This is a genomic window from Mycetocola sp. 2940 (assembly GCF_040548835.1).
Classification (GTDB): Bacteria; Actinomycetota; Actinomycetes; order Actinomycetales; family Microbacteriaceae; genus Mycetocola_A.
This window is the reverse complement of sequence record NZ_JBEPSK010000005.1, coordinates 168,587-194,900: the sequence shown is the minus strand read 5'-3', so window position 1 is coordinate 194,900 and position 26,314 is coordinate 168,587. Positions and strand designations below refer to the sequence as shown.

At 69.2% G+C, this 26,314-nt stretch carries 26 protein-coding genes and 1 riboswitch; of the genes, 13 read left to right on the top strand and 13 right to left on the bottom strand.

The features are described 5' to 3' along the window. Positions 1 to 2: 2 nt before the first annotated feature. Complete coding sequence (locus ABIE24_RS10010) at positions 3 to 821, bottom strand: DeoR/GlpR family DNA-binding transcription regulator (protein WP_354499226.1); 819 nt, start codon at positions 819 to 821, stop codon at positions 3 to 5. A gap of 100 nt (positions 822 to 921) precedes the next feature. On the opposite strand from ABIE24_RS10010, the gene galT reads away from it, so the two are divergent. Beyond that, positions 922 to 2,043: a galactose-1-phosphate uridylyltransferase gene (galT, locus tag ABIE24_RS10005; protein ID WP_354499224.1), complete on the top strand. Its 1,122-nt coding sequence runs from the start codon at positions 922 to 924 to the stop codon at positions 2,041 to 2,043. Continuing rightward, positions 2,040 to 3,200, top strand: a complete 1,161-nt coding sequence (gene galK, locus ABIE24_RS10000) for a galactokinase (RefSeq protein ID WP_354499223.1) — start codon at positions 2,040 to 2,042, stop codon at positions 3,198 to 3,200. The genes galT and galK overlap by 4 nt, the downstream gene beginning before the upstream one ends. Positions 3,201 to 3,290: 90 nt before the next feature. On the opposite strand, the gene ABIE24_RS09995 is transcribed toward galK, so the two are convergent. From ABIE24_RS09995 to glyA, 3 genes are read right to left on the bottom strand one after another with little or no spacing between them, the layout of a single operon-like run. After that, a complete protein-coding gene (locus tag ABIE24_RS09995) occupies positions 3,291 to 3,776 on the bottom strand; it encodes a YbaK/EbsC family protein (RefSeq protein ID WP_354499221.1) in 486 nt (161 codons plus the stop codon). A 49-nt stretch (positions 3,777 to 3,825) separates the two neighbouring features. Next, positions 3,826 to 4,707, bottom strand: a complete 882-nt coding sequence (locus ABIE24_RS09990) for a bifunctional methylenetetrahydrofolate dehydrogenase/methenyltetrahydrofolate cyclohydrolase (RefSeq protein WP_354499219.1) — start codon at positions 4,705 to 4,707, stop codon at positions 3,826 to 3,828. Beyond that, positions 4,704 to 5,975 (bottom strand): serine hydroxymethyltransferase, encoded by a 1,272-nt coding sequence (gene glyA, locus ABIE24_RS09985; RefSeq protein WP_354499217.1) that lies wholly within the window; start codon positions 5,973 to 5,975, stop codon positions 4,704 to 4,706. The genes ABIE24_RS09990 and glyA overlap by 4 nt, the downstream gene beginning before the upstream one ends. A gap of 42 nt (positions 5,976 to 6,017) precedes the next feature. Further along, a riboswitch (ZMP/ZTP riboswitch) is annotated at positions 6,018 to 6,121 on the bottom strand. 172 nt (positions 6,122 to 6,293) lie between these two features. Between glyA and ABIE24_RS09980 the strand changes: the two genes are divergently transcribed. From ABIE24_RS09980 to nagA, 7 genes are all read left to right on the top strand, one after another. After that, complete coding sequence (locus ABIE24_RS09980; RefSeq protein WP_354499215.1) at positions 6,294 to 6,647, top strand: SPW repeat protein; 354 nt, start codon at positions 6,294 to 6,296, stop codon at positions 6,645 to 6,647. A gap of 155 nt (positions 6,648 to 6,802) precedes the next feature. Then, complete coding sequence (locus ABIE24_RS09975) at positions 6,803 to 8,353, top strand: beta-N-acetylhexosaminidase (protein WP_354499213.1); 1,551 nt, start codon at positions 6,803 to 6,805, stop codon at positions 8,351 to 8,353. A gap of 103 nt (positions 8,354 to 8,456) precedes the next feature. Continuing rightward, positions 8,457 to 9,350, top strand: coding sequence for an SIS domain-containing protein (locus ABIE24_RS09970; protein WP_354499211.1), 894 nt, complete (start codon positions 8,457 to 8,459; stop codon positions 9,348 to 9,350). Continuing rightward, positions 9,347 to 10,294 carry an ROK family protein gene (locus tag ABIE24_RS09965; RefSeq protein WP_354499209.1) on the top strand — a complete coding sequence of 316 codons (948 nt, stop codon included), beginning with the start codon at positions 9,347 to 9,349 and terminating at the stop codon, positions 10,292 to 10,294. The genes ABIE24_RS09970 and ABIE24_RS09965 overlap by 4 nt, the downstream gene beginning before the upstream one ends. After that, positions 10,291 to 11,205, top strand: coding sequence for a 1-phosphofructokinase family hexose kinase (locus ABIE24_RS09960; protein WP_354499207.1), 915 nt, complete (start codon positions 10,291 to 10,293; stop codon positions 11,203 to 11,205). The genes ABIE24_RS09965 and ABIE24_RS09960 overlap by 4 nt, the downstream gene beginning before the upstream one ends. A gap of 10 nt (positions 11,206 to 11,215) precedes the next feature. Then, positions 11,216 to 12,058 (top strand): class II fructose-bisphosphate aldolase, encoded by an 843-nt coding sequence (locus tag ABIE24_RS09955; RefSeq protein WP_354499205.1) that lies wholly within the window; start codon positions 11,216 to 11,218, stop codon positions 12,056 to 12,058. A gap of 72 nt (positions 12,059 to 12,130) precedes the next feature. After that, the gene (nagA, locus tag ABIE24_RS09950; protein ID WP_354499203.1) at positions 12,131 to 13,291 is read left to right on the top strand and encodes an N-acetylglucosamine-6-phosphate deacetylase; all 1,161 of its coding nucleotides are present in this window, start codon (positions 12,131 to 12,133) and stop codon (positions 13,289 to 13,291) included. Here the strand turns inward: nagA and mnhG are convergent. The 7 genes from mnhG to ABIE24_RS09915 form a co-directional block, all read right to left on the bottom strand. Beyond that, positions 13,288 to 13,686 (bottom strand): monovalent cation/H(+) antiporter subunit G, encoded by a 399-nt coding sequence (gene mnhG / locus ABIE24_RS09945; RefSeq protein WP_354499201.1) that lies wholly within the window; start codon positions 13,684 to 13,686, stop codon positions 13,288 to 13,290. The two genes, nagA and mnhG, sit on opposite strands and share 4 nt — an antisense overlap. Then, positions 13,683 to 13,946: an MrpF/PhaF family protein gene (locus ABIE24_RS09940; RefSeq protein ID WP_354499199.1), complete on the bottom strand. Its 264-nt coding sequence runs from the start codon at positions 13,944 to 13,946 to the stop codon at positions 13,683 to 13,685. Before ABIE24_RS09940 ends, mnhG begins: the two co-directional genes overlap by 4 nt. Further along, positions 13,946 to 14,524, bottom strand: a complete 579-nt coding sequence (locus ABIE24_RS09935) for a Na+/H+ antiporter subunit E (protein ID WP_354499197.1) — start codon at positions 14,522 to 14,524, stop codon at positions 13,946 to 13,948. Before ABIE24_RS09935 ends, ABIE24_RS09940 begins: the two co-directional genes overlap by 1 nt. Next, the gene (locus ABIE24_RS09930; RefSeq protein WP_354499195.1) at positions 14,521 to 16,083 is read right to left on the bottom strand and encodes a Na+/H+ antiporter subunit D; all 1,563 of its coding nucleotides are present in this window, start codon (positions 16,081 to 16,083) and stop codon (positions 14,521 to 14,523) included. The genes ABIE24_RS09935 and ABIE24_RS09930 overlap by 4 nt, the downstream gene beginning before the upstream one ends. Continuing rightward, complete coding sequence (locus tag ABIE24_RS09925) at positions 16,080 to 16,556, bottom strand: NADH-quinone oxidoreductase subunit K (RefSeq protein ID WP_354499193.1); 477 nt, start codon at positions 16,554 to 16,556, stop codon at positions 16,080 to 16,082. Before ABIE24_RS09925 ends, ABIE24_RS09930 begins: the two co-directional genes overlap by 4 nt. Beyond that, entirely contained in the window at positions 16,553 to 19,471 is a 2,919-nt protein-coding gene (locus ABIE24_RS09920; RefSeq protein WP_354499192.1) for a Na+/H+ antiporter subunit A, read from the bottom strand. The genes ABIE24_RS09925 and ABIE24_RS09920 overlap by 4 nt, the downstream gene beginning before the upstream one ends. Positions 19,472 to 19,556: 85 nt before the next feature. Beyond that, positions 19,557 to 20,783, bottom strand: coding sequence for an MFS transporter (locus ABIE24_RS09915; protein WP_354499191.1), 1,227 nt, complete (start codon positions 20,781 to 20,783; stop codon positions 19,557 to 19,559). 159 nt (positions 20,784 to 20,942) lie between these two features. Between ABIE24_RS09915 and purU the strand changes: the two genes are divergently transcribed. Genes purU through ABIE24_RS09900 form a run of 3 tightly spaced genes read left to right on the top strand, consistent with a single transcriptional unit; the run spans position 20,943 to position 23,538 of the window. Then, positions 20,943 to 21,812: a formyltetrahydrofolate deformylase gene (purU, locus tag ABIE24_RS09910; protein ID WP_354499190.1), complete on the top strand. Its 870-nt coding sequence runs from the start codon at positions 20,943 to 20,945 to the stop codon at positions 21,810 to 21,812. Next, on the top strand, positions 21,809 to 22,186 hold the full coding sequence (locus tag ABIE24_RS09905; RefSeq protein WP_354499188.1) for a YrdB family protein: 378 nt from the start codon (positions 21,809 to 21,811) through the stop codon (positions 22,184 to 22,186). Before purU ends, ABIE24_RS09905 begins: the two co-directional genes overlap by 4 nt. Next, positions 22,183 to 23,538, top strand: a complete 1,356-nt coding sequence (locus tag ABIE24_RS09900) for an FAD-binding oxidoreductase (protein ID WP_354499186.1) — start codon at positions 22,183 to 22,185, stop codon at positions 23,536 to 23,538. The genes ABIE24_RS09905 and ABIE24_RS09900 overlap by 4 nt, the downstream gene beginning before the upstream one ends. Positions 23,539 to 23,610: 72 nt before the next feature. Here the strand turns inward: ABIE24_RS09900 and ABIE24_RS09895 are convergent, their stop codons facing one another. Then, positions 23,611 to 24,681 (bottom strand): hypothetical protein, encoded by a 1,071-nt coding sequence (locus tag ABIE24_RS09895; protein WP_354499184.1) that lies wholly within the window; start codon positions 24,679 to 24,681, stop codon positions 23,611 to 23,613. 89 nt (positions 24,682 to 24,770) lie between these two features. Here ABIE24_RS09895 and ABIE24_RS09890 point away from each other — a divergent pair, with 89 nt between their 5' ends. Further along, positions 24,771 to 25,364 (top strand): TetR/AcrR family transcriptional regulator, encoded by a 594-nt coding sequence (locus ABIE24_RS09890; RefSeq protein ID WP_354499182.1) that lies wholly within the window; start codon positions 24,771 to 24,773, stop codon positions 25,362 to 25,364. Between the two features lie 73 nt (positions 25,365 to 25,437). On the opposite strand, the gene nagB is transcribed toward ABIE24_RS09890, so the two are convergent. Beyond that, entirely contained in the window at positions 25,438 to 26,217 is a 780-nt protein-coding gene (gene nagB / locus ABIE24_RS09885) for a glucosamine-6-phosphate deaminase (protein ID WP_354499180.1), read from the bottom strand. Positions 26,218 to 26,314: the final 97 nt, after the last annotated feature.

The following is a 26,314-nucleotide window of genomic DNA, read 5'->3' as shown; positions in this document are numbered from 1 at the left end:
CGTTACGCGGTGAGGACCTCGACGCCGGCCGCCGAGAGATCGGCGACCAGCGTCGGGTCCGCTCCGACACTCGTCAGGATCAGGTCGACCTCGTCGAGGGACGCGATGGTGCCCAGGCTGACCCGGCCGAGCTTCGACGCGTCCGCCACGACGATCACGGTCTCGGCGGCGGCGGCCATGAGCTGCTTCACCTCCGCTTCGGGCAGGTTCACGTTCGTGATGCCGTGGCGAACGTCCACCCCGTTGCATCCGAGGATCGCCACGTCGGCGTGCACCTGATCGAGCACCGCTCGCGCAAGCGGCTGCACGAGCGAATGCTGCAACGGCCGGAGCGCGCCGCCGGTCACGATCACCGTGAACCGCGGGATCTCTGACTCCAGCTCGAGCGCAATGTTCAGGCCGTTGGTGATGACGACGATGTCTTCGAGGTCGGCGCGCTCCTTGAGCGCCTGCGCGACCGCGAGCGTCGTCGTTCCGACGTCGAGCAGAATGCTTTGACCCGAGCTGACGAGCGAGGCGGCGAGCCTGCCGATGGCCTGTTTGTCAGGGGCGGACGCCTCCAGCGACTCCTCGAAGCTCGCTTCGCGGGCGGGCGCCTCCCGCGGAACGGCTCCTCCGTGGACCCGGCGGATGACCTTGTCGTCGCCGAGGGCGGCGAGGTCGCTGCGAACGGTGACCTCGCTCACGCCGAAGACCTCCGAAAGTTCGGCGACCCGCACGAAGCCACGCCCGCCGATGAGGTCGGCCATCCGCTCGCGCCTCACGATGGCCGGCACGACGTCGTCGTCGATACCAGGGGTCGGGTCGCGGAGAGAAGCCATACGGGTCAGTTTCATTTACTTTCAATTGCTTGTCAATCGGTCGAGCAATGCCTAGAATCGTTTGCGTATGTGAAACCTACCGGAAAGGCGCTCCGCTCAAATGTCCCTGATCTCCACGCAAACGGATGTGCTCGCCGACGGGCGCGAGATCCTCTACTTCGACGACGCGGACACGACGCTCGGAGCCGAGCGGTCCGCCGACACCCGTGATCTTCCCGACCGGCCCGCGACGGCATCCATGCGCCAGGACCCGCTCACCGGTGAGTGGATCTCGATCGCGTCCGCCCGGCAGAGCCGGGCGTTCCTGCCCCCGGCACACCTCGATCCGCTCGCCCCGCAGACTCCGACGAACCCGTCAGAGGTGCCGAGCAACTATGACGTGGCCGTGTTCGAGAACCGCTCCCCCTCGTTCGGCCCCCTGCTCGAGGACGACAACGCGCCGCGCGGTCTCGACGACCTCGCCGAGGTCGGCATCGGCCGCACCCGCACGTCCGTCGGCCGGTGCGAAGTGGTCTGTTTCAGCCCCGAGCACGAGGGCTCGTTCGGCTCGCTCAGCCGCTCCCGCGCCCGCACGGTCATCGAGGCATGGGCATCCCGCACCGCCGCGTTGAGCGCCCTCCCCGGCATCCAGCAGGTCTTCCCGTTCGAGAACCGCGGCGTCGAAATCGGCGTGACCCTGCTGCACCCGCACGGGCAGATCTACTCCTACCCGTACGTGACGCCGCGCACGACGCGGCTGCTGGCATCCATCGAGAGCTACGGCCCGACCCTCTTCGCCGACGTCCTTGCCAGCGAGCAGTCCGGCGACCGCGTCGTCCTGCAGGGCGAGCACTGGACAGCGTTCGTGCCCTTCGCCGCGCGCTGGCCGATCGAGGTGCACATGCTCCCCCACCGCCACGTGCCCGACTTCAACGCCACCACTGACGAGGAGCGCGACGAGCTCGCCGCGCTGTACCTGCGCCTGCTGCGCGGGATCGACGCGCTCTACGACACTCCCACGCCGTACATCGCCGCCTGGCACCAGGCCCCCGTCGCGACCGGACGCGACGACATCCGCCTGATGCTGCAACTCACGTCTCCGCGTCGTGCGGCTGACAAACTGAAGTACCTGGCCGGATCCGAGGCAGCGATGGGCGCGTGGATCGGCGACATCCCGCCCGAGCAGACCGCGGAACGCGTGCGCGAGGCCATCGCCCGTGCCGACAAGGAGAACCCCGTATGAGCGAGCTGAGCACCCGGGCACGAGCGGGTTTCACCGAGCGGTTCACCCGTGAGCCGGCCGGCGTCTGGCGCGCACCCGGTCGCGTCAACCTCATCGGCGAACACACCGACTACAACGACGGCTTCGTCTTCCCGTTCGCCATCGACAGGTCGACCGTGGTCGCCCTGGCGCCCCGCGAGGATCGCATCATCCAGGTGACCACCGCGTACACCGACGACATCGTGCGGATCGGCCTCGACGAGGTCACCCCTGCTGCCCTCGCCGGCTGGTCGGCTTATCCGCTCGGCGTCGTCTGGGCGCTCGGGGAGTTCGGAGCCGACCTCACGGCTGTGCCCGGTTTCGACGCCCACATCGACTCGGATGTGCCGATCGGCGCCGGGCTGTCGTCGTCAGCGGCCATCGAGTGCGCCGTGTCCGTCGCCCTGACCGAGGTGTGGGGGCTCGGGCTCGACCGCCAGACCCTCGCCCGCGTCGGCCAGCTCGCCGAGAACAAGGCGGTCGGGGCGCCGACAGGCATCATGGACCAGTCCGCGTCCCTGCTCGGAATGAAGGACGCCGCGGTCTTCCTCGACTGCCGCAGCCTCGACGCCGAGGTCATCCCGCTCGGCTTCGAAGCCGCCGGGCTCGTTCTTCTCGTCATCAACACTCATGTCTCCCACGCGCACGCCACTGGCGGGTACGCCGACCGGCGGGCGTCATGCGAACGCGGAGCACGCGAGATGGGTGTCTCCTCGCTCCGTGACCTCGATGTCGACGACCTTGATCGGGCAGCCCGAACGCTCGATGACGTGACCTTCCGGCGCATCCGTCACATCCTCACCGAGAACCAACGCGTGCTCGATACGGTCCGTACGCTGCGTCTCGAGGGCCCCGAGGCCATCGGTGCGTTGCTCACCGCCTCACACCTGTCGATGCGGGACGACTTCGAGATCTCGGTGCCCGAGCTCGACCTTGCCGTCGACACCGCGCTCGCCGCCGGCGCGATCGGTGCCCGGATGACCGGGGGCGGCTTCGGCGGCGCCGCCATCGCGCTCGTGCGGGTGGCTGAGCTCTCTGCGGTGTCGGATGCCGTTCTGGCTGCGTTCGCGGCGCAGAACTTCACCACGCCCGACCTGTTCACAGTGACGGCGGCCGACGGAGCGTCCGGCGCCGATTAGGTGCGCCCTCAACAGGACGATCCGCCAGGATGTGACGCCCAACAGGAGAAAACGCCCGCTTCGGGACCTGTGATCCTGTTGAGCGTCCAGCTATTCGGGCTCCACCGCCGTCGGTGTTCCGCCCGTGAGGCGAACCAGTTCGTCGAAGCTCGTCGGGAACACCGTGTGCGGGTGCCCCGCCGCTGCCCACACCTCCGGGTAGGCGGCGAGCGCGGTGTCGACGAAGGTGCGCACCGGCGCCGGATGCCCGACGGGCGCCACGCCCCCGATCACCTGGCCGGTCGCGGCCCGCACCGTCGCGGCATCCGCTCGTTTGAGCCTGCCGCCGAGCTGCTCCCCGAGCCAGCCCGTGTCGACGCGGTGCGCCCCGGAGGTGAGGACGAGCACCGGTTCACCGTCGAGGGTGAAGACGAGCGAGTTCGCGATCGCACCGACGTCGACGCCGAGCGCTTCGGCGGCGTGCACCGCCGTCGGCGTGGCATCGTCGAACCAGCGCACGTCTCCGCCGACCCCGCCCGCACGGAGTTCGGACAGGACGCGGTCGACAGAGGGATGGTTTGCGGCGTTCTCGCTCATGCGGGAAGCCTAGCGACCCTCATGCAACACCGAGAAGGGCGGAGCGAGACTACGGGTTCAGGCGCTCCGCCGTGTCCACCACGTTCGTGAGCAGTTGCACCCGGGTCATCGGGCCGATCCCGCCGGGGTTCGGTGAGATCCACGCGGCGATCTCGGCCGCCGCCGGGTCAACGTCGCCGACGACCCTGCTCTTGCCGGTCTCCGGGTCGGTTTCGCGGCTCACACCGACGTCGAGCACGATCGCGCCCGGCTTCACCGCGGATGCCTTCACGATCCCCGGAACGCCGGCCGCCGCCACGATCACGTCGGCGGTGCGCAGCAGGTCGTCGAGTCCGGTGGTTCCGGTGTGGGTGAGCGTGACCGTCGCATTGAACTCGCGCCGGGTCAGCAGCGGGCCGATCGCGCGGCCGACGGTGACACCCCGCCCGACGACGACGACGTGCTTGCCGGCGAGCTCGATCCCATGCCGCTGCATCAGTTCGATGGCTCCGCGCGGGGTGCACGGCAGCGGGGTGGAGATGGGCCGGTTGACGTTGAGGATGAGCCGCCCGAGGTTCGTCGGGTGCAGACCGTCAGCATCCTTCTCCGGGTCGACCCGCTCGAGGATCGCGTCGGTGTCGAGGTGGGCGGGCAACGGCAGCTGCACAATGTAGCCCGTGCAGGAGTCGTCGGCGTTGAGCTCGTCGAGGACTGCCTCGAGCTCCTCCTGGCTGATCGACTCGGGCAGGTCGCGGCGGATCGACTCGATGCCGACCTCGGCGCAGTCCCTGTGCTTGCCGGCGACGTACCACTGCGAACCCGAGTCTGAGCCGACGAGGACGGTGCCGAGACCCGGCACGATGCCGCGTTCGCGCAGGGCGGAGACCCGTTCCTTCAACTCCGCCTTGATGACGGATGCGACGGCTTTGCCATCGAGGATCTGTGCGGTCACTGCGCGAGGCCGGGGTACAGCGGGAAGGCGTCGGTGAGCGTCTTCACGCGGGTGCGCAGCCCGGCGATGTCAGCGCCCGGCTTGAGGGCCGTCGCGATGACGTCGGCGACCTCGGTGAACTCGGCGTCGTCGAAGCCGCGCGTGGCAAGCGCAGGCGTTCCGATACGCAGGCCCGAGGTGACCATCGGCGGGCGCGGGTCGAACGGCACCGAGTTGCGGTTCACCGTGATGCCGACCTCGTGGAGGGCGTCCTCGGCCTGCTGGCCGTTGACCTCGGAGTTGCGGAGGTCGGCGAGGACGAGGTGCACGTCGGTTCCGCCGGTGAGCACGTCGACGCCAGCGGCGCGGGAGTCGTCGGCGGTGAGCCGTTCGGCGAGAAGGCGGGCGCCGCGCAGGGTGCGCTCCTGGCGGTCCTTGAACTCCGGCTGAGCGGCGAGGAGGAACGCCGTCGCCTTGGCGGCGATGACGTGCATGAGCGGCCCGCCCTGCTGGCCGGGGAACACGTTCGAGTTGAGCTTCTTGGCAAGGTCCATGTCGCGGCTGAGGATGAACCCGGATCGCGGGCCGGCGAGGGTCTTGTGCACCGTCGACGACACGACGTCGGCGAACGGCACCGGTGACGGGTGCAGCCCGGCGGCGACGAGACCGGCGAAGTGCGCCATGTCGACCCAGAGCTTCGCGCCGACCTCGTCGGCGATGGCACGGAACGCCGCAAAGTCGAGCTGACGCGGGTAGGCGGACCAGCCGGCGATGATGACCTGCGGCTTGTGCTCGAGGGCCTTCTCGCGCACGACGTTCATGTCGACGAGGAAGGTTTCCGGGTCGACGCCGTAGGAGACGGCGTTGTAGAGCTTGCCCGAGAAGTTGAGCTTCATGCCATGCGTGAGGTGGCCACCGTGGGCGAGTTCGAGGCCGAGGATGGTGTCGCCGGGGGTGGCGATGGCCGAGAGCACCGCGGCGTTCGCTGTGGCACCCGAGTGCGGCTGCACGTTGGCGTATGCGGCGCCGAAGAGGCTCTTGGCGCGCTCGATGGCGAGCGACTCGGCCACGTCGACGTACTCGCAGCCGCCGTAGTACCGGCGTCCCGGGTAACCCTCGGCGTACTTGTTGGTGAGCACACTGCCCTGGGACTGGAGGATCGACACGGGGACGAAGTTCTCACTGGCGATCATCTCGAGGTAGTCGCGCTGGCGACCGAGTTCCTGGTCGAGGACGGCGGCGATCTCGGGGTCGACCTCGGAGAGGGGCGCGTTGAACGTTGAGGACAAAAGGGGCTCCTTAGACAGCGGCGGACAAAATGTCAGGTAATCCGTATCAACCCAGGCGTTCGGCCGAATCCGTGTCAGTCGCTCCCTGATGGTGACCATCCGAGACGGGATTTCCTCCCGCCTGCACGCCAGTTACGACAGACCGATCATAGCAGCGGTCGGGATCGGGTCCACTTTCCGGCATTCGCCCGGTCGGCTGGCGGAGCGGATGCCACGGCGAGCGCCGCCCGAAAATTCCCGCTTGTTCAGTGCTGAAAAGCGATTCACACTGTTAGTGACCCCCAAATTGGGAGCCAGCTTGTGGAGGAGTTGGTAGGAATGAAGAAATGGACGCGGTGGCAAGACTGGGCAGTTGTCGCCCTTGGCTTGTACACAGCTCTATCGGTTCTGTGGACCACCCAGGCCGGGTCGTCCATGCCGATCCTGATCACTTTGGGCGTTCTGCTCGCCGCGGCCGGAGTGTGGAGCCTGGCGATGCCTGGCCTCGTCACGATGGAATGGATTCACATCGTCATCGGCGCCCTGCTGGTGATCTCGCCATGGGTCGGTGGCTACGCCTCGCAGATGGGAGTCGCATGGACGTCATGGATCTGCGGCGCCCTGGCGATCGTGGTGGGCGCCCTGGCGATCCAGCCGGCCCGGGAGGCTCACCGGAGCCAGGTAGCCCACTGATCGGAACACCACCTCCGCATCACGGCTGGTGAGAACGTCCCCTGCTCGGCCGGCCGCTGATGCGGAGGCGCTGTGGCTTCCCGACGTTCGCAGGGGTCCCATCCGGTGTCGGCGCATGCTTTGATGGTGGCTGAAACCGACCGAGAGAAGCCCGGATGACAACGCCGATTCTTCCCCTGCCCGCCGACGTGCAGGTCCACGCCAGCGCGCCGCCGTTCGTCCTTCTGGTGTCGTCACGAATTCTGGCGACGGATGCCGCGGCATCCGTCGCCGACTCTCTGGCGCGGATCCTGCGGCCGTCGACCGGGTACCCGCTGCCGGTGGTGAGTTCCGTCGATGGCGAGACGGCCGGCCCGGCCGACATCGCACTGCACCTCGACCTCGCCGATCGCCTGGACCTCGGCGCAGAGGGGTATTCCCTCACCACATCCGAGGCCGGTGCGACCATCACCGCGACGACCCCCGCCGGCCTGTTCTACGGCATCCAGACCCTGCGCCAGCTGTTCCCCGCCGACGTCGAGAAGCACTCGGTGCAGAGCGCCGCGTGGCAGACCGTCGCCGCGACGATCACCGATCGCCCCCGCTTCGCCTGGCGTGGCGCCATGCTCGACGTGGCACGACACTTCTTCGACGTCGCCGCCGTGACCCGGTTCATCGATGAGATCGTGCTGTTCAAGATCAACGTGCTGCACCTGCACCTGACCGATGACCAGGGCTGGCGGATCTCGATCGCCGGCAGGCCTGAGCTCACCGGTGTCGGCGCCTCGACCGCGGTCGGTGGTGGCCCCGGGGGGTTCTACACCGAAGAGGATTACGCCCGGATCGTCCGGTACGCGACGGAGCGGTTCGTCACCGTCGTCCCCGAGATCGACATACCCGGCCACACCCATGCCGCCCTCACCGCCTGCCCCGAACTCAACCCCGACGGGCAGGCGCCGAAGCCGTACACCGGGATCGACGTCGGCTTCTCCAGCCTCGATGTGCACGCGGATGCCACCTGGCAGTTCCTCGACGACGTCTTCCGTTCGGTTGCTGCCCAGACTCCCGGCCCGTACCTGCACATCGGCGGCGACGAATCGCACACGACACCACCCGACGACTTTCCCGGCTTCATCGCCCGGGCCACTGCGCTCGTTGCGGCGCACGGCAAGACGCCCATCGCCTGGCATGAGGCGGGTCGCACGACCGAACTCGCCCCGGGCACGATCGGGCAGTACTGGGACTATGTCACGCCAAGGGCAAACGCCGCCCAGCTGGCCGAATCATTCGTCGAGCAGGGCGGCTCGATCATCCTGTCCCCGGCCGATGTCGCATATCTCGACATCACCTACGACGCGTCCACGCCGATCGGGCAGGCCTGGGCGGGCGGGCCGACGAGCGTGCGTGCGGCGTACGACTGGGAGCCCACCGGGATCCTCCCCGGCGTCGCCGAGGAACGCATCCTCGGCGTCGAGGCGCCGCTGTGGACCGAGACCGTGTCCACGCCCGCCGACATCGACTACCTGGCGTTTCCGCGGTTGGCGGCAATCGCCGAGATCGGCTGGTCCGCCCGGGCAGGCTCGACCGAGCGCGACTGGGCGGGGTTCTCGACCCGGCTCGCGGCCTGGTACCCGCGCTTCCGGGCCCTCGGCATCCGCGCGTGGCGGGAGGGCGACCCGTATCCGGCACCGGCTCCCGGTTCTGGCAGTGCGGGGCAAACTCTGTGATGATCGGAACTGATCGTCGCGCGCACGGTCCCGTACCTGTCCGCCAAAACCTCCGGCCGCAGCGCCAACGAACGCACAGCCGACGAACACAGGAGCAGAATCGATGACCGAATCGCCCGGTGCCTGGATGGACGAAGAACTTCGGAGCCAGCCGGAGGTGTGGGCACGAGCCGCCGAGCTGACCGCCGAACGCGCCCTGCTCCCCGACGCCGGCCAGCGCGTCGCCGTGGTCGGCTGCGGCACCTCCTGGTTCATGGCCCAGTCCTACGCGGCGCTCCGCGAAGCATCCGGACAGGGCACGACAGACGCGTTCGCGGCATCCGAAGCGTTCCTCGACCGCGACTACGACGCCGTCGTCGCGATCACCCGGTCAGGCACCACGTCGGAGGTGCTCGAACTGCTCACCGGGGTGAAAGGCCGCATCCGCACGATCGGTATCGTCGGCGACCTGTCCAGCCCGCTCGTCGACCTCGCCGACGACGTCGTCGGCTTGCCGTTCGCCGACGAGAGAAGCGTCGTGCAGACCCGGTTCGCCACCACCGCGCTCACGTTCCTCCGCGCCTCCACCGGCGCCGACGTCTCCGGCTCGATCCGGGATGCCGAGACGGCGCTCGCCGAGGACCTCCCGGAAGACCTGGCCACCGCGGACCAGGTCACCTTCCTCGGCCGCGGCTGGACCGTCGGCATCGCCCACGAGGCGGCGCTGAAGATGCGCGAGTCCTGCCAGGCCTGGACAGAGTCGTACCCTGCCATGGAGTACCGGCACGGGCCGCTCGCGATTGCCGCGCCCGGCCGCGCTGTCTGGATGTTCGGCGACGCCCCGGCGGGCCTCGCCGCGGACGTCGCCGGCACGGGGGCCCGGTTCGAGGACTCAGCCCTCGACCCTCTGGCCGACCTCGTTCGTGCCCACCGGGTCGCCCTGGAGCGTTCGCTGCGCGCCGGCCTCAACCCCGACGTGCCGCGCAACCTGAGCCGATCCGTCATCCTCGACGCATGACACCCGACCCGATCCTCGGGGACGGTACCCCCGTCCTCGCCTTCGACGTCGGCGGCACCGACATCAAAGCGGGACTCTTCGACGAACGCGGCGCGCTCCGCGACGTGGTCCGTGCCCCCACCCCGTACAGCACGGATGGCAGCGGCGACGCAGTGCTCGCGCAACTCGCCGTCCTCGCCGACGGGTTCGCCGCGCGGCATCCGGCCATCACCCCCCGGGCCGCGGGGCTCATCGTGCCCGGCCTCGTCGACGACGAGAGCGGAGTCGGCGTGTACGCCGAGAACCTGGGCTGGCGGAATGTGCCGTTCCGGGATGCCGCTTCGGCGGTTCTCGGGCTGCCTGTCGCGTTCACCCACGATGTCCGCGCCGCCGGAACCGCCGAGTACCGGCTCGGCGCCGCCGGGAACTACCGCAACGTGCTCGTCGTCGTCATCGGAACCGGAATCGCCAGCGCCATCTTCCTCGACGGCCGGCCGTACTCCGCGTCGGGATTCGCCGGCGAGATCGGTCATTCCGTGGTCGACGTGGGCGGGGTTCCGTGCGCCTGCGGCGGCACTGGCTGTCTCGAGGCGATCGCCTCCGCGGGTGCGATCACCCGGCTGTACAACCGGGCAGCCCCGGTTCCCGTCGCGGGCGCCCGTGAGGTGCTCGACCTCGCCCGGGCAGGCGACGCCGTCGCGGCATCCGTCTGGAACACCGCCACCGACGCGCTCGGCCTCGCCCTCTCCCAGGCCGTCGCCTTGCTGGCGCCGGAGGCGATCGTGCTCGGCGGAGGGCTCGCGCAGGCCGGCGACGCCCTCTTCGCCCCGGTCGAGAAGCGGATGACCTCGTTCCTCACCTTTCACCGCAAGCCCGTGCTCCTCCCGGCAACCGTCGGCGAGAACGCCGGACTCGTCGGTGCGGCTCTCGGCGCCCGCGATCGGTTAGCCGGAGGGCCGGCATGATCCTCACCGTCACGCCGAATCCGGCACTCGACAGCACCGTCACCCTCGACCGGATCGACCTGGGCGAGACCCACCGCGTGACGCCGGCCGTCACCCGCGCCGGGGGCAAGGGCATCAACGTCGCCCGGGTGCTGCGACAGAAGGGTTTCGACACGCTCGCCGTCGCACCGGTCGGCGCCGACGATCTCGCTGAGTTCGAACACGATCTCGGCGGCATCCCGTCCGTTCTCCTCCCCGTTCCCGGTCCCGCCCGCCGGTCGACGGCGATCGTCGAGCGAGGCGGACGAACGACGGTGTTCAACGAATCCGGCAGGACGGTACCCGCCGTCACCTGGGCGCGGGTTGCGGATGCCGTCCGGTCGCGACTCGCGCAGACCGGCTGCCTCGTCGTGTCCGGCAGCATTCCCCCGGCAGCACCGGAGTCGCTCGTGGCCGACCTGCTCGCGCTCGCCTCTGGCGCCGGGATTCCCACGATCGCCGACGCATCGGGCGCGTACCTGCTCAGCGCCGCAGCGGCCGGGGCGACCCTGCTCAAACCGAACCAGCGTGAACTGGCCGAAGCGACCGGGGAGCGCGACCCGCTGGCCGGTGCGCGCGCACTCCAGGCGGCCGGGGCCGGCCTCATCCTCGTCTCGCTCGGCGAAGACGGCATGATGGCGGTGCCGAGGCAGGGTGCGGTGCTGCGTGCCCGACTCGACGCCGTTCTCACCGGCAACCCCACGGGCGCCGGTGACGCAGCGGTGGCGGGAGCGGCGTCCCTCCTCGCCGGCGGGGTCACGGACGTTCGCGCTCTGCTGTCCCGCGCCACGGCGTGGGGCGCCGCGGCCGTTCTGGAACCCCAGGCGGGCAGCGTTCACCCCGACTGCGACGCCCTCGAGCGCCGGCTCACCGTCACCGAGATCCCGACCTGACAAGGACGTCATGCCACGAATTCCCACCGGCGACCTCGTCCGGAACGCAGCAGCCAGGCGCATCGGTGTTGGCGCGTTCAACGTGATCTCCCTGGAGACGGCCGAAGGCTTCGTGTCGGCGGCGGAACGCGCGGGTCTTCCGGTCATCCTGCAGATCTCCGAGAACTGCGTCCGGTACCACGGCGGCCTCGCTCCGCTCGCGGCGGCGGCGCTGGCCCTCGCCGACGCGTCGTCGGCGAGCGTGGCCGTGCACCTCGACCACGCGACGGATGAAAGCCTCGCCATGAGCGCCATCGACCTCGGTTTCGGCTCGGTCATGTACGACGGGGCGACGCTCGACTACGCCGACAACGTCGCGGCCACCCGGCGCGTTGTCGACGCCGCGCACGCGGCCGGTGTCTCGGTCGAGGCGGAACTCGGCGAGATCGGCGGCAAAGACGGGGCACACGCCCCCGGCGTCCGTACCGACCCGGGCGATGCTGCCGCGTTCGTCGCCGACACCGGGGTCGACGCCCTCGCCGTCGCCGTCGGATCGTCGCACGCCATGTCCGACCGCGTCGCGCGCCTCGACCTCGACCTCATCGCCCGGATCGCCGAGGCCGTCCCGGTTCCGCTCGTGCTCCACGGGTCGAGCGGTGTGCCCGACGATGAGATCGTCGCGGCGATCCGGGCCGGAATGACGAAGATCAACGTCTCCACCCACCTCAACGGATTCTTCACTCGCGCCGTTCGCGCCCGCCTCGACAGCGATTCCGCGCTGGTCGACCCCCGCAGGTACCTCGCGGCCGGGCGCGCCGACCTGGCCGTGGAATCAGAACGCCTGCTCGCGCTCTTCGCCACGGGCTCGGCCTGATGCCTGCCACCGGCGCCGTGCCGAGCCGGACCTGTTCTTTCCGGCGAGCGGTTTCGACGTTATCGTGACGACGTGACCTTTCCTCCGCGGCCCGACCTGGTCCTTCACTCTGCCCGGCTCGTCTCAGGAGGAACCGAGGTCGATGACGGCTACGTCGCCTTCACCGGGGCAACCGTCACAGCCACCGGATCGGGAGGCGGCTGGCGGGAGCTGCAGCCGATCGACGCGGTCGACGCGGCCGGTGCCCTGCTCGTTCCCGGCTTCGTCGACATCCACGGCCACGGCGGCGGCGGATGCTCCTTTGACAGCGACGCGGACGGCATCCGCACCGCCCTTGCCGTGCACCGGGCACACGGAACCACGCGGTCCGTGCTCTCCCTCGTCACCGGCACGATCGACGACCTCGTCGACCGCGTGGCCCTCGTCGCCGGGCTGGCCGGCGACGACCCCACGATCCTCGGCTCACACCTGGAGGGCCCGTTCCTCGACGTTGGCCACAAGGGAGCCCACGACCCCGCCCTGCTGCTCTCCCCCGACCCGGCCGTGATCGACCGCCTCCTCGCCGCCGGCCGCGGGACGATCCGCCAGGTCACCCTCGCGCCGGAGCTGCCGGGAGGGATGGAGGCGATCCGCCAGTTCACCGCCGCCGGTGTCGTCGTCGCCGTCGGCCACACCGACACGGACTTCGACGGCGCACGAGCCGCGTTCCAGGCGGGCGCGAGCATCCTGACCCACGCGTTCAATGCGATGAACGGCATCCACCACCGCAACCCCGGTCCGGTCGCCGCGGCGGCGGCGGACCCGTCGGTCACCCTCGAAATCATCAACGACGGCGTGCACGTGCATCCCGAGGTCGTGCGGATCGCGTTCAGCGCGGCGCCCGGGCGGATCGCCCTCGTGACGGATGCCATGGCGGCCGCCGGGTCGACGGACGGCACCTACCAGCTCGGTTCGCTCACCGTCGACGTCGTGGACGGTGTGGCCCGGCTGGCCGGCGGAGGCTCGATCGCCGGGTCGACCCTCACGCAGGACGCCGCCCTGCGCCGTGCGGTCACCGCATCCGGAATCGCGCTGGCCGAAGCGGTGAGGGCGCTCACCGAGACCCCGGCCCGCGCGATCGGTCGCTCCGGCGACCTCGGCCGACTCGATGTCGGCTTCGCCGCCGATGCGCTGCTGCTCGACGCGTCGTTCTCGGTCACCGCGGCCTGGGCCGCCGGGGCACGGATCCGCTAGTCGGGGGTGTCCCGGGGTGCCGTCGCCGGGCTGCCGGCGTTGTCCTCGTCGACCCGGTCGATGCTCTCCGAGAGTTCGTCCCGGATGAGGAAGTCGCGGCGCAGGTGGTCAGACCGGTAGGCCGCCCGAGCGACCATGTGCGCGGTGATCGGCGCGGTCAGTCCCTGGAAGATGATGATGGCCGTGAGCAGCGCGAACGTGCCGATCGTCGCGTTGTTGACGGCGATCGCCGCCGCGACGGCCATCAGCCCGAGGATCTGCGGCTTCGTGGCGGCGTGCAGGCGCGAGAGCACGTCGGGGAACCGGAGAAGCCCGACCCCGGCGGCGAAACACATCAGGGCGGCCACCAGGACCAGGCCCACAGTGACCATCTCGCGGATCTCGTCGCCGGTCATGTCTGGTCCTGTTTCGCCATGAACCGGGCGAAGCTCACCGAACCGACGAAGGCGAAGGCCCCGAGCACGAGCAGCACCGGCAGGGTTTCCGTGTGATGGTTGAACGCCATCTCGGCGCCGAGCACGCACATGATCGTCACGACGAAGACGTCGGATGCGATCACCCGGTCGAGCAGGCTGGGTCCCCGGATCACCCGGTACAGGGCGGCGACGGCGCCCGCTCCGAAGAGCAGGCCGGCGAGAACAATCGCGATCTGCATCAGTTCCTCCCCCGTCGGGACGATCGGGTCAGCTCGTTCGGCTGCTGCACGCGCCACACGTCGTCGGTCGAGCCGATCGCCATCACGAGGCGTTTCTCGGTGGCGAACACGCTCGCGCGGAAGCGTTCGAGGTCGTCGTCGGTTTGAACGTTGATGACGTGCACGTAGAGAACCGACTCCTGCCGGTCGACGTCGACGACGATCGATCCGGGTACGAGCGAGATCGCTTCGGCGGTCCACGTCATGATGAGGTCCGACCGGGTGTCGAGTGCGATGGCGAGGATGGCGCTCGACGGCTTGTATCGCGGGTCGATGACGAGCCACGCAACCTCGAGCGAGGCCCGGCAGATGTCGACGATCAGCCGGACGAAGAAGACCGCGGTGTGCCAGAGGTTGATCCGGCCGCTGAGGTCGATGGCTGGCAGGTAGAAGACGAGCGAGATCACGACCGCGAGCACCATCCCGCTCAAAACGCTCAGCACCGTGAACTGGCCCCAGAGCAGGCACCAGAGGACGACGAGCCCGGCCAGCAGCACGATCTGGCTGCGGACGCTGATGCGGCGGGATTCCGGGCTCACGGTGAAGCCTCCGGGAAGACGGCGTCGACGTAGGTGGTCGGCGAGTCGAAGTCCGCAGCGGTGCGGCTGGCCAGGTTGAAGAGCGGGCCGGCGAAGACCGTGAGGCAGACGGTGAGCACGACCATGCCGGTCGTCGCCGCGAGCATCAGGCGGGGCACGCTCTTGGTGCGGACCGTTCCGCCCGAATCGTCGGGGTTCTCCTTGAGCGAGTCGAGCAACGGCGATGAGTACCCTTCGACATCTCCCCGGGGCCGCCAGAACACCATGTTCCAGACCCTCGCCAGGGCGTACAGGGTGAGGAGCGAGGTCGCGGCGCCGGCGGCGATGAGCAGGTACGACAGCGGCGACCCGAGCGTGACACCCGCGTCGAAGAGGGCGAACTTGCCGAGGAACCCGGAGAACGGCGGGATCCCCCCCAGGTTCATCGCGCCGAGAAAGAAGAGGACCGAGACGAACGGTGACGCCTTGAGGATGCCGCCGACCCGATTGATCGACGTCGTTCCCCCGACCCGTTCGACCAGTCCTGTCGCGAGGAACAGGGTCGTCTGCACGATGATGTGGTGGACGATGTAGAAGATCGTCGCGGCGAGCGCGGCCTGGCTGCCGATGGCGATGCCGAAGATCATGTAGCCGATGTGGCTGACGAGGGTGAACGACAGCAGTCGCTTGATGTCGGCCTGGGCGAGCGCGCCGAGGATCCCGATGATCAGGGTCAGCAGGGCGATCACCATCAGCGGGATGTCGATATTGACGTCCGTGAACATCACCGTATCGGTGCGGATGATGGCGTAGACGCCGACCTTGGTCAGCAAGCCGGCGAACACCGCCGTGACCGGGGCCGGGGCGGTCGGGTAGGAGTCCGGCAGCCAGAACGACATCGGGAACACGGCCGCCTTGATGCAGAAGGCGACGAGCAGCGAGATGCAGAGGATCAGCTGCACGTCGGCGGGAAGGTCCCGGACCCGTTCGGCGATGAGGGCCATCGTCACCGTTCCGGTGGCCGCGTAGATGAACGCGATGGAGGCCAGGAAGATGATCGACGAGGTGAGGCTGACGATGATGTACGTCACGCCGGCCCGGATGCGCGCGCCGGTGCCGGCGAGGGTGAGCAGGACATAGCTAGCCGAGAGCAGCATCTCGAAACCGACGTAGAGGTTGAACAGGTCGCCGGCGATGAAGGCGACGAACAGCCCGGCCGCGAGCACGAGGTAGGTCGGGTGGAAGATCGACACCGGGGTTTCCCGGTCGCCGTCCGCGATGCCCTGCCCCGCAGCGAAGAGCAGAACGCCGAGCAGCATGAGCGCCGCGATGAGCACCATGATCATCGCAAGCCGGTCGGCGACGAGCACGATGCCGAACGGTGCATCCCAGCCGCCCACATCGACGACGACGGGACCGTGGCGGTCGACGTGCACGAGCAGGATCGCGCTCAGGACGGTGACGGCCGTGAGGGTGAGGGTGCTGACGAGGACCTGCGCCCGGCGGTAGGCGCCGAGCACGAGCGCGCCGGCCGCACCGAGCAGGGGAAGCAGGACGAGGAGGGGAACGAGGGCACTCATCGGTTCTCCTCCAATCCTCTGCCGGGCTCATACGGGTGTTCATCGCTGTCGGCCAGGATCTTCTGGAGGGCCGCGTCATCCAGGTCGACCGCGTCGAAGGGGGCCTCTGTCGTCGCTTCGGTCTCGCCGGTGTGCTGGTCGGGTACCACGTCGCCCTGGTCACCGAGCTGCGCCAGCCACCAGGACCGATAGATCAGGGCGAGCACGAACGCCGTGATGCCGAAGTTGATGACGATGGCCGTGAGCATGAGCACCTGCGGCACCGGGTCAGCCATGGCCTCATCGGCGCTGGTGCCGGTGACGATCGGCGCCGTTCCGCTCGGTCCACTCACCAGCAGGATGAGCAGGTTGGTGGCGTTGCCGACGAGCATGAAGCCGATCAGCACGCGGGTGAGGCTGCGTTCGAGCATCACGGTGATGCCGACGGCGTAGAGCACGGCCATGAGCACGATGAGGGTGGCTGAGGCGGTCATCGGGCCACCTCGCTCCCCGAGAAATCGTCCTTCGACTCTTCGCTGAGATCGGCCTGCTCCTGCTGCCTGTCGATTTCCGCGCCGAGGCTGCGGAGGATGTCGAGCACGAGACCCACGACGACGAGGTAGACGCCGAAGTCGAAGATCGTCGACGTTCCGAACGACAGGTGGCCGAGCAGGGGGACATCGGCCTCGAGATACGCCGACGACAACGCTTCGACTCCGAAGAACAGCGAGACGACACCGCAGCCGGCGGCGAGCGCCACGCCGACGCCGAGGATCTTCCCGGCGTCGATCGGGATCGCCTCGGCCAGTTCGTAGCGTCCGCCGGCGAGGTACCGGGCGACGAGCGCGAGTCCCGCGAGAAGACCGCCGGCGAAGCCGCCGCCCGGTGCGTTGTGCCCGACGAACAGGAAGTAGACCGAGACGAGGATCGCCGGGTGGAACAGCAGCCGCACGAGGACCTCGAGCAGGACCGATCGGTGGTCGGGGGCGAGGGTGCGCCCGGCGAGCAGCCAGCTCATCCGGCTGGAACTGGCCTCGGGGCCCGGGGCGAGCGGGTCGACGAGGACCCGTCTGCGGTTCTGCCCCCGGCGCTGCTGCCGGGAACCCACGAGCCTCGGGATCGGACCGGCCCGCCCGGTGACGAAGAGCAGGCTCGCGATTCCGGTGGCGACGACGACGAGCACTGAGATCTCACCCATCGTGTCCCAGGCGCGGATGTCGACGAGGACCGTGTTGACGATGTTGCGCCCGTGCGCTTCTCCGGCGAGCCGGGGCCATTCGGTGCCGATGCTCTCGTCCTGGCGCGCGCCGAGGGCGATCACCGCGACGACGGCCATGGTCGCACCGACCGCGACGCCGATCGATGCCCGTAGCAGCCGTTTCACCGGCTTGTTGCGCTGGGCGATCTTCGTCGGGAGCCGCCGGAGCACGAGCACGAAGACGACGAGGGTGACCATCTCGACGAGGGCCTGGGTGAGCGCCAGGTCGGGCGCACCGTGCATGGCGAACAGGGCGACCATGCCGAACCCGGTCGTCCCCACGAGGAGCACGGCGCTCATCCGCTGCCTTGCCTGGCCGGCGGCGATGGCCCCGATCGCGATGGCGACGGCGACGAAGACCTGTTCCGGGTAGTCCCACGGGCGGATGCTGTCAGGCCAGGTCCGGTTCAGCGCGCTGGCGACTCCGAGGGTGAGCACGTAGACGACGAGGATGGTGCCGAGGTATTGGGGAAGTCCGCCGCGCTGGGCGAAGATCGTCGATCGAGCCGCCAGGCGGTCGACGAGGCGGACGCTGAGCCAGTAACCGCGGGAGGCGTCCAGCGTCGACGGAAGCGCGTCCTGGACCCGGGCGACCCAGGCGCGCCGCCAGAACAGGAGGAGGCCGACGGCGAGCACGAGGGCGGACAGCGCGAGGGCGGGTTCGAAGCCGTGCCAGAGCGCGAGGTGGTAGTCCCCCGGCCCCGGCATCGTTTCCGCGTACGGGCGGAGTGCCGGATCGACCAGAGGCCCGGCTCCGACCCCGAGCACGATCGTGGCCGCGCTGAGGAGGCCGGGAGCGATCAGGATCCCCCAGCCGTGGGAGGAGAGTTCCGAGGGCGCGGCATCCTTCCGGGTGGCGAAGGCTCCCCAGAAGAAGCGGGCGCTGTATGCGACGGTGAGCATGGAGCCCAGGACGGTGCCGACGAGCGCGATCCAGCCCCACGGGTCTCCGGCCAGTCCGGCTTCGAGGAAGGCGGTGAACACCGCCTCCTTGGCGACGAACCCGAGCAGCGGCGGGATGCCGGCCATCGACGCGACGGCGACGAGGGTGATGCCGGCGAGCATCCTCGACTGGCGGCCGACACCCGAGAGTTTGCGCCAGTCCCGGGTGCCGGTGCGGTGATCGATCACGCCGACCACGAGGAAGAGCGCGGCCTTGTACAGGGCGTGGGCGAGAAGGAGCGCGGCGCCGGCCAGAGCGGCGTCGTGGCCCCCGAAACCGACGATCACCATGAGGAAGCCGAGCTGGCTGACCGTGCCGTAGGCGAGGACGAGCTTGAGGTCGTACTGCCGCAGCGAACGCCAGGCGCCGACGAGCATCGCCACCACACCCAGCCCGACGAGCACCGGCGTCCAGCCGGGGGTGTCGGCGTATCCCGGCGCGAACCGGGCGACGAGGTAGATGCCGGCCTTCACCATGGCTGCGGCGTGCAGGTAGGCGCTGACCGGCGTCGGGGCCGCCATCGCGGCCGGAAGCCAGAAGTGGAACGGCACGATGGCCGACTTCGACAGGGCACCGACGAGGAGCAGGAGGATGGCGACCGTGGTGGCCGGCCCTTCGAGCCACTGGTCGATGATCGATGCCATCGACGTCGTCCCCGCCTGAACGGTGATCATCACGACACCGACGAGCATGACGAGCCCGCCGAAGGTGGTGACGAGCAACGCCTGGAGGGCGGCACCACGGCTCTCCTTGCGGTCGACGTAGTGCCCGATGAGCAGGTAGGAGAGAACGCTCGTGATCTCCCAGAACATGAACATCACGACGAGGTCATCGGCCGTGACGAGCCCGTACATGGTGCCGGCGAAAGCCAGAAGCAGTCCGGCGAAGCGGCCGAGGCCGGGCTCGTCCGGCGTGAAATAGCGCGCGCAATAGAGAAGGACGAGTCCGCCGACGCCAGTCACGATGAGGGCGAGCAGCCACGCGAGGGTGTCGACCCGGAACGAGAGCGCGATGCCCAGTTGCGGAATCCAGGGGATGCTTTCGGTCACCGCCCCGCCGGCGAGGACGACCGGCGCCTGCGCGAGCGTGTAGGCGAAGGCCGCGAACGGGAGCACCGAGAGCAGGTAGAAAACCCGAGTGGAGAGCCATCCCGTCAGACCCGTCGCGGCGCACGAAACCACGAGGAAGGCCAGCAGGATGAATACCATGGAGGACTTTCGGATTGTGTCGCGGGTGTTCCCCCAGTTTAACCGTCCACCGTGTGCCGCCGGACCACACGGGAACCCGGGCCCGTCACCGGGCGCGCCGGTTCGTTCCCCGCCTCGTCACCCGTATCGACAGCAGGACGACGATCAGGCCGGCGATCACGAGCACGATCGTCGCGATCGGCAGCGCCTCCAGGCCACGCCAGTCGAGGAGCAGGGCCCCGACGAGCGCCCCTCCGCCGATCCCCACGTTGAATGCCGTCGTGTAGAAGGCGCTGGCCGTGTCGCGGATACGCGAACTTGCCGTGTGCAGCAGGCGCGTCTGCAACAGCGGCGGCACCAGGCCGAAGGCGACGCCCCACAGCACGATGCCGCCGAGCGACACCCACAGCACCTGCGTCGCCACCGCGGCGATGCCGGCGCCAACCGCTGTGACGGCGAGCCCGATCACGAGCCCCGCGCTTGTGTGCCTGCCGAAGACGGTACCGGCGAGGACGAGCCCGAGTGCCCCGGCGGCGCCGATGGCGAAGAGCACGGCGCTGAGGTATTCGGGGGCGACCCCCAGCCGGTCGATCAGGTACGGGGCGATGAACGTGTAGAAGGTGTAGTTGCCGATCATGACGACGGCGACGGTGACGCAGAGCAGACCCACCGCGAGGATCGTCGGGTCGCGGCGGGAGGCGGCATCCGCGTGAACCGGTTTGTCCCGCTCCACCGGCGGCAGCCAGAGGATCACGGCGAGCACGCCGAGGAACAGGGCGAGTGCGATCGCCGCGAACGCCCAGCGCCAGCCGACGGCCTGCCCGAGCGCCGTGCCGAGCGGCACGCCGAGCACCAGTGCGATGGTTCCCCCGGCGAGGGTGATCGACACGGCCCTGGCGAGGTGTTCCCGGTCGACGAGGTGTGCGGAATACGCCGGGACCAGGGCCCAGAACAGGCCGTGCGCGAGCCCGCCGAGCACCCGGGTCATGAGCACGAGCTCATAGGTCGGCGCGAGGGCGGTCAGGAGGTTGCTCACGCCGAGGAGGGTGAGAACCGCGACCATCAGGGCGTGCCGCGGGATCTTTCCGGTCAGCGCCGTGAGCGGTGCGCTCGAGAGCACGACGGTGAAGGCGAACACCGTCACCAGGAGGCCGATCTGCGACGGCGAGACGCCGAGCGACGCGCTCATCTCCGGCAGCAGGCCGGTTGGGATCATCTCGCTGGAGATCGAGAGGAAGACCGTGCCGGAGAGGGCGATCAGTCCGATCCAGGGGAACGGTCCGGTCGGCGGGTGTACTGCGCGGGGAGTGACGGGGATGGGAGAAGTGGTCATCGGGGAATCCAACGACGGCGTTCACTCGGCGACGGCCGAGTTCGTCTACGCGCTGATGTGCGCGCCCAGGGCCGAACGGGCTGCGCCGACCGCCGACCAGTCTAACCGAGGGTGCCTGTCAACGGCGAGGCGGCATCCGGACTGCAATAGCCTAGAGGCGTGACCATCCCCCACCGCGAACACCTCAACCACTGGGTCCTGACCTTCGTCTGTGCCGACCGACCGGGCATCGTGCACGCCATCAGCGGCGCCATCGTCTCCGCGCGCGGCAACATCACCGAAAGCCAGCAGTTCTCCAGCGCCGACACCGGGCGCTTCTTCATGCGCCTCCAGGTCGAGTCCCCCGGCGACCGTGCCGAGTTCGAGGCGGTCATCGCGCCGGTCACCGACACGTACGAGATGACCTGGCGGCTCGACGTCGTCGGCCGCCCCCTGCGCACCCTCGTGCTCGCCTCGACGGCGGCGCACTGCGTTAATGATCTGCTCTTCCGCCAGCGCGCCGGCCAGCTGAGCGTCGAGATCCCGCTCGTGCTGTCGAACCATGGCAGCCTCCGCGACATCGCGGCCTTCTACGGCGTGCCGTTCGAATCGCGTCCGGTGACGGATGCCGCGTCGAAGGCCGCGTTCGAGAACCGCATCCTCGAGGCGGTCGAGGAGTTCGACATCGAACTCGTCGTCCTCGCCCGGTACATGCAGATCCTCTCCCCCGAGCTCTGCGAGCGCCTCGCCGGCCGCGCGATCAACATCCACCACTCCTTCCTGCCCGGATTCAAGGGAGCGAACCCGTACCGGCAGGCCCACGCCCGCGGAGTGAAGCTCATCGGTGCGACGGCGCACTTCGTCACCAGCGACCTCGACGAGGGCCCGATCATCGAGCAGAACGTCGTGCGGGTGGACCACTCCCGCAGCGCGAGCGAACTCGTCGCGATCGGCCAGGACGAAGAGAGCCGCACCCTCACCCAGGCGGTGAAGTGGTTCGCCGAGGATCGCGTGCTGCTCGACGGCGCCAGGACCATCATCTTCAAATGACGAACCTCTACACTGGATCAGTGCCGGATTCCAGCGACAAAGTTGCTCTCACCCCCAACGACATCCTGAGGTTTTTCCTCGAGATCTTCGCCGTGATCAGCCTCGCCATCTGGGGGTTCGCCTCCTGGCCGTTCCCCTGGAACATCGCGGTCGGCATCCTGCTTCCGGCCGTCGCCATCCTGCTCTGGGCCCTGTTCCGCTCGCCGAAGGCCGTGTTCGCGGTCGATGTCTACGGCAAGGCACTCGTCGAGATCGCCGTGATGGGCGCAGCAGCCCTCGCCTGGTGGGACCTCGGCGTGCCGGTCGTCGCCATCGCCTTCGCCGTCGTTGCAACGGTCAGCGGCGTCGTGAACGGGCGCCGGGAACTGGGATGACCACCGTCGTCGAGCAGCTCGTCGACGCGCTCGGCGACGCCGTCTCGACGGATGCCGCCACGCTGTCGATCGCGCAGGCCGACAAATCGGGCCACCGGTCGGCATCCGCCCCGCTCGCCGTCGTCACCGCGCGCACCGTCGCCGACGTCCAGGCGGTGATGCGCATCGCCAGTTCCACCGGAACCGGTGTCGTCACCCGCGGCGCAGGCACCGGGCTCGCGGGAGGCGCCATCGCTTCGGCCGGTGAGATCGTGCTTTCGACGGCGGCGATGGACCGGGTCCTCGAGATCAAAGAGGCCGACCAGCTCGCGGTCGTCGAACCGGGCATCCTCAACGGGCGGCTGAACGAGATCCTCGCGGCGCAGGGGTTCTGGTTCGCCCCCGACCCGGCGTCCCGGGCGATCTCGACCGTCGGCGGCAACATCGCCACCAACGCCGGCGGCCTGCTCTGCGCCAAGTACGGCGTGACCCGCGACGCGGTCCTCGGCCTCAAGGTCGTGCTCGCCGACGGGCGCCTGCTCGACCTCGGGCACCGCAGCGTCAAGGGCGTCACCGGGTTCGACCTGACCGCGCTGATGGTCGGCTCGGAGGGGCTCCTCGGCGTCATCGTCGAGGCGACGGTGCGCATCCGTCGCGCCGTGCCTGGCACGATCGCGACGATCGCCTCCTACTTTCCGAGCGTGACGGATGCTGCGGCGGCGGCAGCAGCGATCACCGCCGCCGGGATCCAGCCGTCGGTGATGGAGCTGATGGACTCCGCTTCCCTCGAGGCGGCGGCCACCCTGCTGGACCTCCCCGGGATCACCACCGGTGAGGCCCACCTCGTCGTGCAGACCGACGGTCCGGCGGCGCAGCAGGAAGCCGATGCCGCCCTCGCGGTGATCCTCTCCGTCGGCGGCCGCGGGGCCCTGTCGACCGACCCGGTCGAAGGAGAACGCCTCCTCGCGGTCCGCCGGTCGATGCACCCCGCGATGGAGCGTCTCGGCACCACTCTCATCGAGGACGTATCAGTGCCCCGGTCGGCGCTGCCGGCGATGTTCGCGGAGATCGTGCGGATCGAGCAGCGGTACGGCATCCGGATCCCGACCGTCGCTCACGCCGGCGACGGCAACCTGCACCCGAACTTCATCTTCGCCGGGCCGGAGGTGCCCGAGCAGATCTGGCTCGCCGCCGACGAGCTGTTCGGGGCCGCGCTCCGGCTCGGCGGCACGCTGACCGGCGAGCACGGCATCGGGATCCTCAAGAAGCGCTGGCTCGGGCTCGAGCTGGGCGACGACCAGCTCGAGCTTCAGCGCCAGATCAAGCAGGTCTTCGACCCGCAGGGCATCCTCAACCCGGGCAAGGTCTTCTGACCCCCCGCGAGTTGCTGACTGTGAGGCGGTTCACGCCGTGCAGAACCCCTGCAACTTCAGCACCTCGCGGCCTCAGCTCGCCTTGAGCACCGGCTCCCGGACCTCAACCTTTTCCGCACGATCCTCGTCCGGCCGACCGGGCGACGCCCGGAACAGCCCGGCAGCAACCAGCAGGAGCCCGATCACAGCCCAGGTAGCGAGCACGGCCAGCGGGAAGCCGACATCTGCCGCAGGGAAGTACGACAGGTTCCTGAGAAGGGTCGCTGCCGCGCCGGGAGGGAACCAGGCCCCGACCGCACCCCACGGTTCGGGCAGGAACTGCGGTGGCGCAGCGGCGGACGCGATCGGGTTCGCGATGAGCACGAAGAGGATGACCCCGACCCCGATCCCGGCGCGCCCGAAGACTGCGGTGAAGCCGAGGAAGGGAGCGGCTATCGCCAGGAGCGCCAGGCCGACCGCAGCCGAGTTCACAAGGAAGTCTCCGTGGAGGACACCCAACCAGGGCTGCAGGATGGCGGCGATGACCACCCCGGCGACGACGACGTAACCGAGCACCGCGCCGATCTGTCGCCAGACACCGACGACCGTGAGCGAGATGGCGATTCCGCCGAGGATCCCGCCGATGAGGAGCGGGAACGTCGCCGATGCGAGGCCGGCTCCTCGCGGATCCGAGTCTGCGAGGGGCACGACATCCGTCACCGGAACAACGATCGGCTCGGGCAGGACAATCCCTTGCGCGGCCGCCGCCTGGTTCGCCATCTCCTGGAGCCGGCCGGCGAGGCCGGTGAGCATCTGTGCTGCGACCGGGCTGGCAGCGGATGACGCGATCACCTCGGGCTGCGACGACAGCAGGATCGCGCCGTAGACGCTGCGATCCTCGATGCGCGCCCTGGCCTCGTCTTCGCTGCCGACCTCGACGAGATCGAGCACGCCTGGCGCGTTTTCATCGAGGGCGGTGCGTGCGCGCTCAACCTGTGCGGCCTCACCCGAGATGGCCACGGGGAGGTTCTTCGGCTCACTCGTCACCGCCGGCCAGGAGAAGGCCAGCAGGATCAGGGCCACGGCCGCAGAGAGCCCCACAATCAGGCCCAGGATGCGGCCGATCGGCGTCGGCCCGGAGGTTGGGATGGTGTGGGCGGACATGGCCCCTCCTAAAAAGAATGTTTGTTCTTAATAGCGAACCACCGGCGTGAAAACTTGTCAAGAACGATCATTCTTTTTAGGCTGGGCGCATGCCCAGAGTCAGCACCGAGTACCGCCAGGCCCGGCGGGATGAGATCGCCGATGCCGCGCTGCGGTGCTTCTCGGAACGCGGATTCCAGGCGACGTCCATGGCCGACATCATCGACGCGTCCGGACTCTCGGCGGGTGCCATCTACGGTCACTACGCGGGCAAGCAGGCGATCGTCGTGGCGGTGGCCGAACGCATCCTCGGACAACGCTCGCTCGAGCTCGAGCGTTTCGCTTCTGCCGGCGTCGTGCCCTCCCCGGCCGAGGTGATCCGGTTGATGGTGACCCGGGTGGCTGATGAGTTCGCGGGCACCCGGGCGCTGCTGCAGGTCTGGGCGGAGGCCGTCGTCACTCCGGAGATCTCGACCCTGGTCGATCGGGTGTTCGCACGGGTGCGCGGCGCTCTTGCGCTGTACCTCGGGGCGTGGGCCGCACAGAACCCGCACCCGTCGCGCCCCCACCCCGCCGAGTGGGCGGAGTCCGTGACACCCGTCCTCCTCGGCATCGGCCAGGGCTACATCGTGCAGTCGACGCTCGTCGCCTCATTCGACGCGGAAAAATACTTCGCCGGCGTGGATGCGCTTTTCACGACCTAGCCCCATCTCGCGACGTGCTGGACTTGCGGTGGTTCCGACCGCGGCCGACCCCTGCAACCTCAGCAACTCGCGGCTAAATGCCCTGCCAGTCCGGCTTGTTCGCCCACGCGTACCGGTAGTACTCGGTGAGCGCCAGCCTCGATGCGGCGGCCTCATCGAGCACGACCGTCGCGTGGGGGTGCAGCTGGATCGCGGAGCCGGGCATTCGCGCGGCGAGCGGGCCCTCGACGGATGCCGCGACGGCATCCGCTTTGCCCTCTCCGAACGCCAGCAGCACGAGGTGCTCGGCACGGAGGATCGTGCCGAGTCCCTGGGTGATGCAGTGCATCGGCACCTCGTCGGGCGAGCCGAAGAAGCGTGCGTTGTCGCGGCGGGTCTGCTCGGTGAGGGTTTTGACCCGGGTGAGCGACGCGAAAGATGAGCCCGGTTCGTTGAAGCCGATGTGGCCGTCGGTTCCGACGCCGAGAAGCTGCAGGTCGATTCCTCCGGCGGCGACGATGGCGCGTTCGTACTCGACTCCGGCGGACTGGATGCTCCCGGTGCTGCCGTTCGGGACGTGGATCCGCTCCGGGTCGAGTCCGAGCGGTTCGACGACCTCGCGGGTGATCACGGAGCGGTAGCTCTGCGGGTGATCGGCCGGAAGCCCGACGTATTCGTCCAGGGCGAAACCGGAGACTCGCCCCAGGTCGAGGGAACCCGCTCGTGCGGCGAGCGCCGAATAGACCGCGAGGGGCGTCGACCCGGTGGCGAGGCCGAGGACGGCATCCGGCTTTCGGGCGATCAGCGCGACCACGGCGTCGGCGACCAGTTCGCCTGCTTCCTCTGCGTTGCCGACGATCACAATCTCAGCCATCCCAGCCTGCTTTCTGTGAGTTCCTTCCAGTCTGGCAGAACCGCCCGCCCGGGTTTCCCTCAGGATTTGCATGTACCGTTCTCGGGTTCCCAACCCG

Coding starts and splice junctions, on each gene's coding strand:
- ABIE24_RS10010 (WP_354499226.1), bottom strand. CDS start 821: ATGGCTTCTCTCCGCGACCCGACCCCTGGTATCGACGACGACGTCGTG.
- galT (WP_354499224.1), top strand. CDS start 922: ATGTCCCTGATCTCCACGCAAACGGATGTGCTCGCCGACGGGCGCGAG.
- galK (WP_354499223.1), top strand. CDS start 2,040: ATGAGCGAGCTGAGCACCCGGGCACGAGCGGGTTTCACCGAGCGGTTC.
- ABIE24_RS09995 (WP_354499221.1), bottom strand. CDS start 3,776: ATGAGCGAGAACGCCGCAAACCATCCCTCTGTCGACCGCGTCCTGTCC.
- ABIE24_RS09980 (WP_354499215.1), top strand. CDS start 6,294: ATGAAGAAATGGACGCGGTGGCAAGACTGGGCAGTTGTCGCCCTTGGC.
- ABIE24_RS09975 (WP_354499213.1), top strand. CDS start 6,803: ATGACAACGCCGATTCTTCCCCTGCCCGCCGACGTGCAGGTCCACGCC.
- ABIE24_RS09970 (WP_354499211.1), top strand. CDS start 8,457: ATGACCGAATCGCCCGGTGCCTGGATGGACGAAGAACTTCGGAGCCAG.
- ABIE24_RS09965 (WP_354499209.1), top strand. CDS start 9,347: ATGACACCCGACCCGATCCTCGGGGACGGTACCCCCGTCCTCGCCTTC.
- ABIE24_RS09960 (WP_354499207.1), top strand. CDS start 10,291: ATGATCCTCACCGTCACGCCGAATCCGGCACTCGACAGCACCGTCACC.
- ABIE24_RS09955 (WP_354499205.1), top strand. CDS start 11,216: ATGCCACGAATTCCCACCGGCGACCTCGTCCGGAACGCAGCAGCCAGG.
- mnhG (WP_354499201.1), bottom strand. CDS start 13,686: ATGACCGGCGACGAGATCCGCGAGATGGTCACTGTGGGCCTGGTCCTG.
- ABIE24_RS09940 (WP_354499199.1), bottom strand. CDS start 13,946: ATGCAGATCGCGATTGTTCTCGCCGGCCTGCTCTTCGGAGCGGGCGCC.
- ABIE24_RS09930 (WP_354499195.1), bottom strand. CDS start 16,083: ATGAGTGCCCTCGTTCCCCTCCTCGTCCTGCTTCCCCTGCTCGGTGCG.
- ABIE24_RS09925 (WP_354499193.1), bottom strand. CDS start 16,556: ATGACCGCCTCAGCCACCCTCATCGTGCTCATGGCCGTGCTCTACGCC.
- ABIE24_RS09920 (WP_354499192.1), bottom strand. CDS start 19,471: ATGGTATTCATCCTGCTGGCCTTCCTCGTGGTTTCGTGCGCCGCGACG.
- ABIE24_RS09915 (WP_354499191.1), bottom strand. CDS start 20,783: ATGACCACTTCTCCCATCCCCGTCACTCCCCGCGCAGTACACCCGCCG.
- ABIE24_RS09905 (WP_354499188.1), top strand. CDS start 21,809: ATGACGAACCTCTACACTGGATCAGTGCCGGATTCCAGCGACAAAGTT.
- ABIE24_RS09900 (WP_354499186.1), top strand. CDS start 22,183: ATGACCACCGTCGTCGAGCAGCTCGTCGACGCGCTCGGCGACGCCGTC.
- ABIE24_RS09895 (WP_354499184.1), bottom strand. CDS start 24,681: ATGTCCGCCCACACCATCCCAACCTCCGGGCCGACGCCGATCGGCCGC.
- ABIE24_RS09890 (WP_354499182.1), top strand. CDS start 24,771: ATGCCCAGAGTCAGCACCGAGTACCGCCAGGCCCGGCGGGATGAGATC.
- nagB (WP_354499180.1), bottom strand. CDS start 26,217: ATGGCTGAGATTGTGATCGTCGGCAACGCAGAGGAAGCAGGCGAACTG.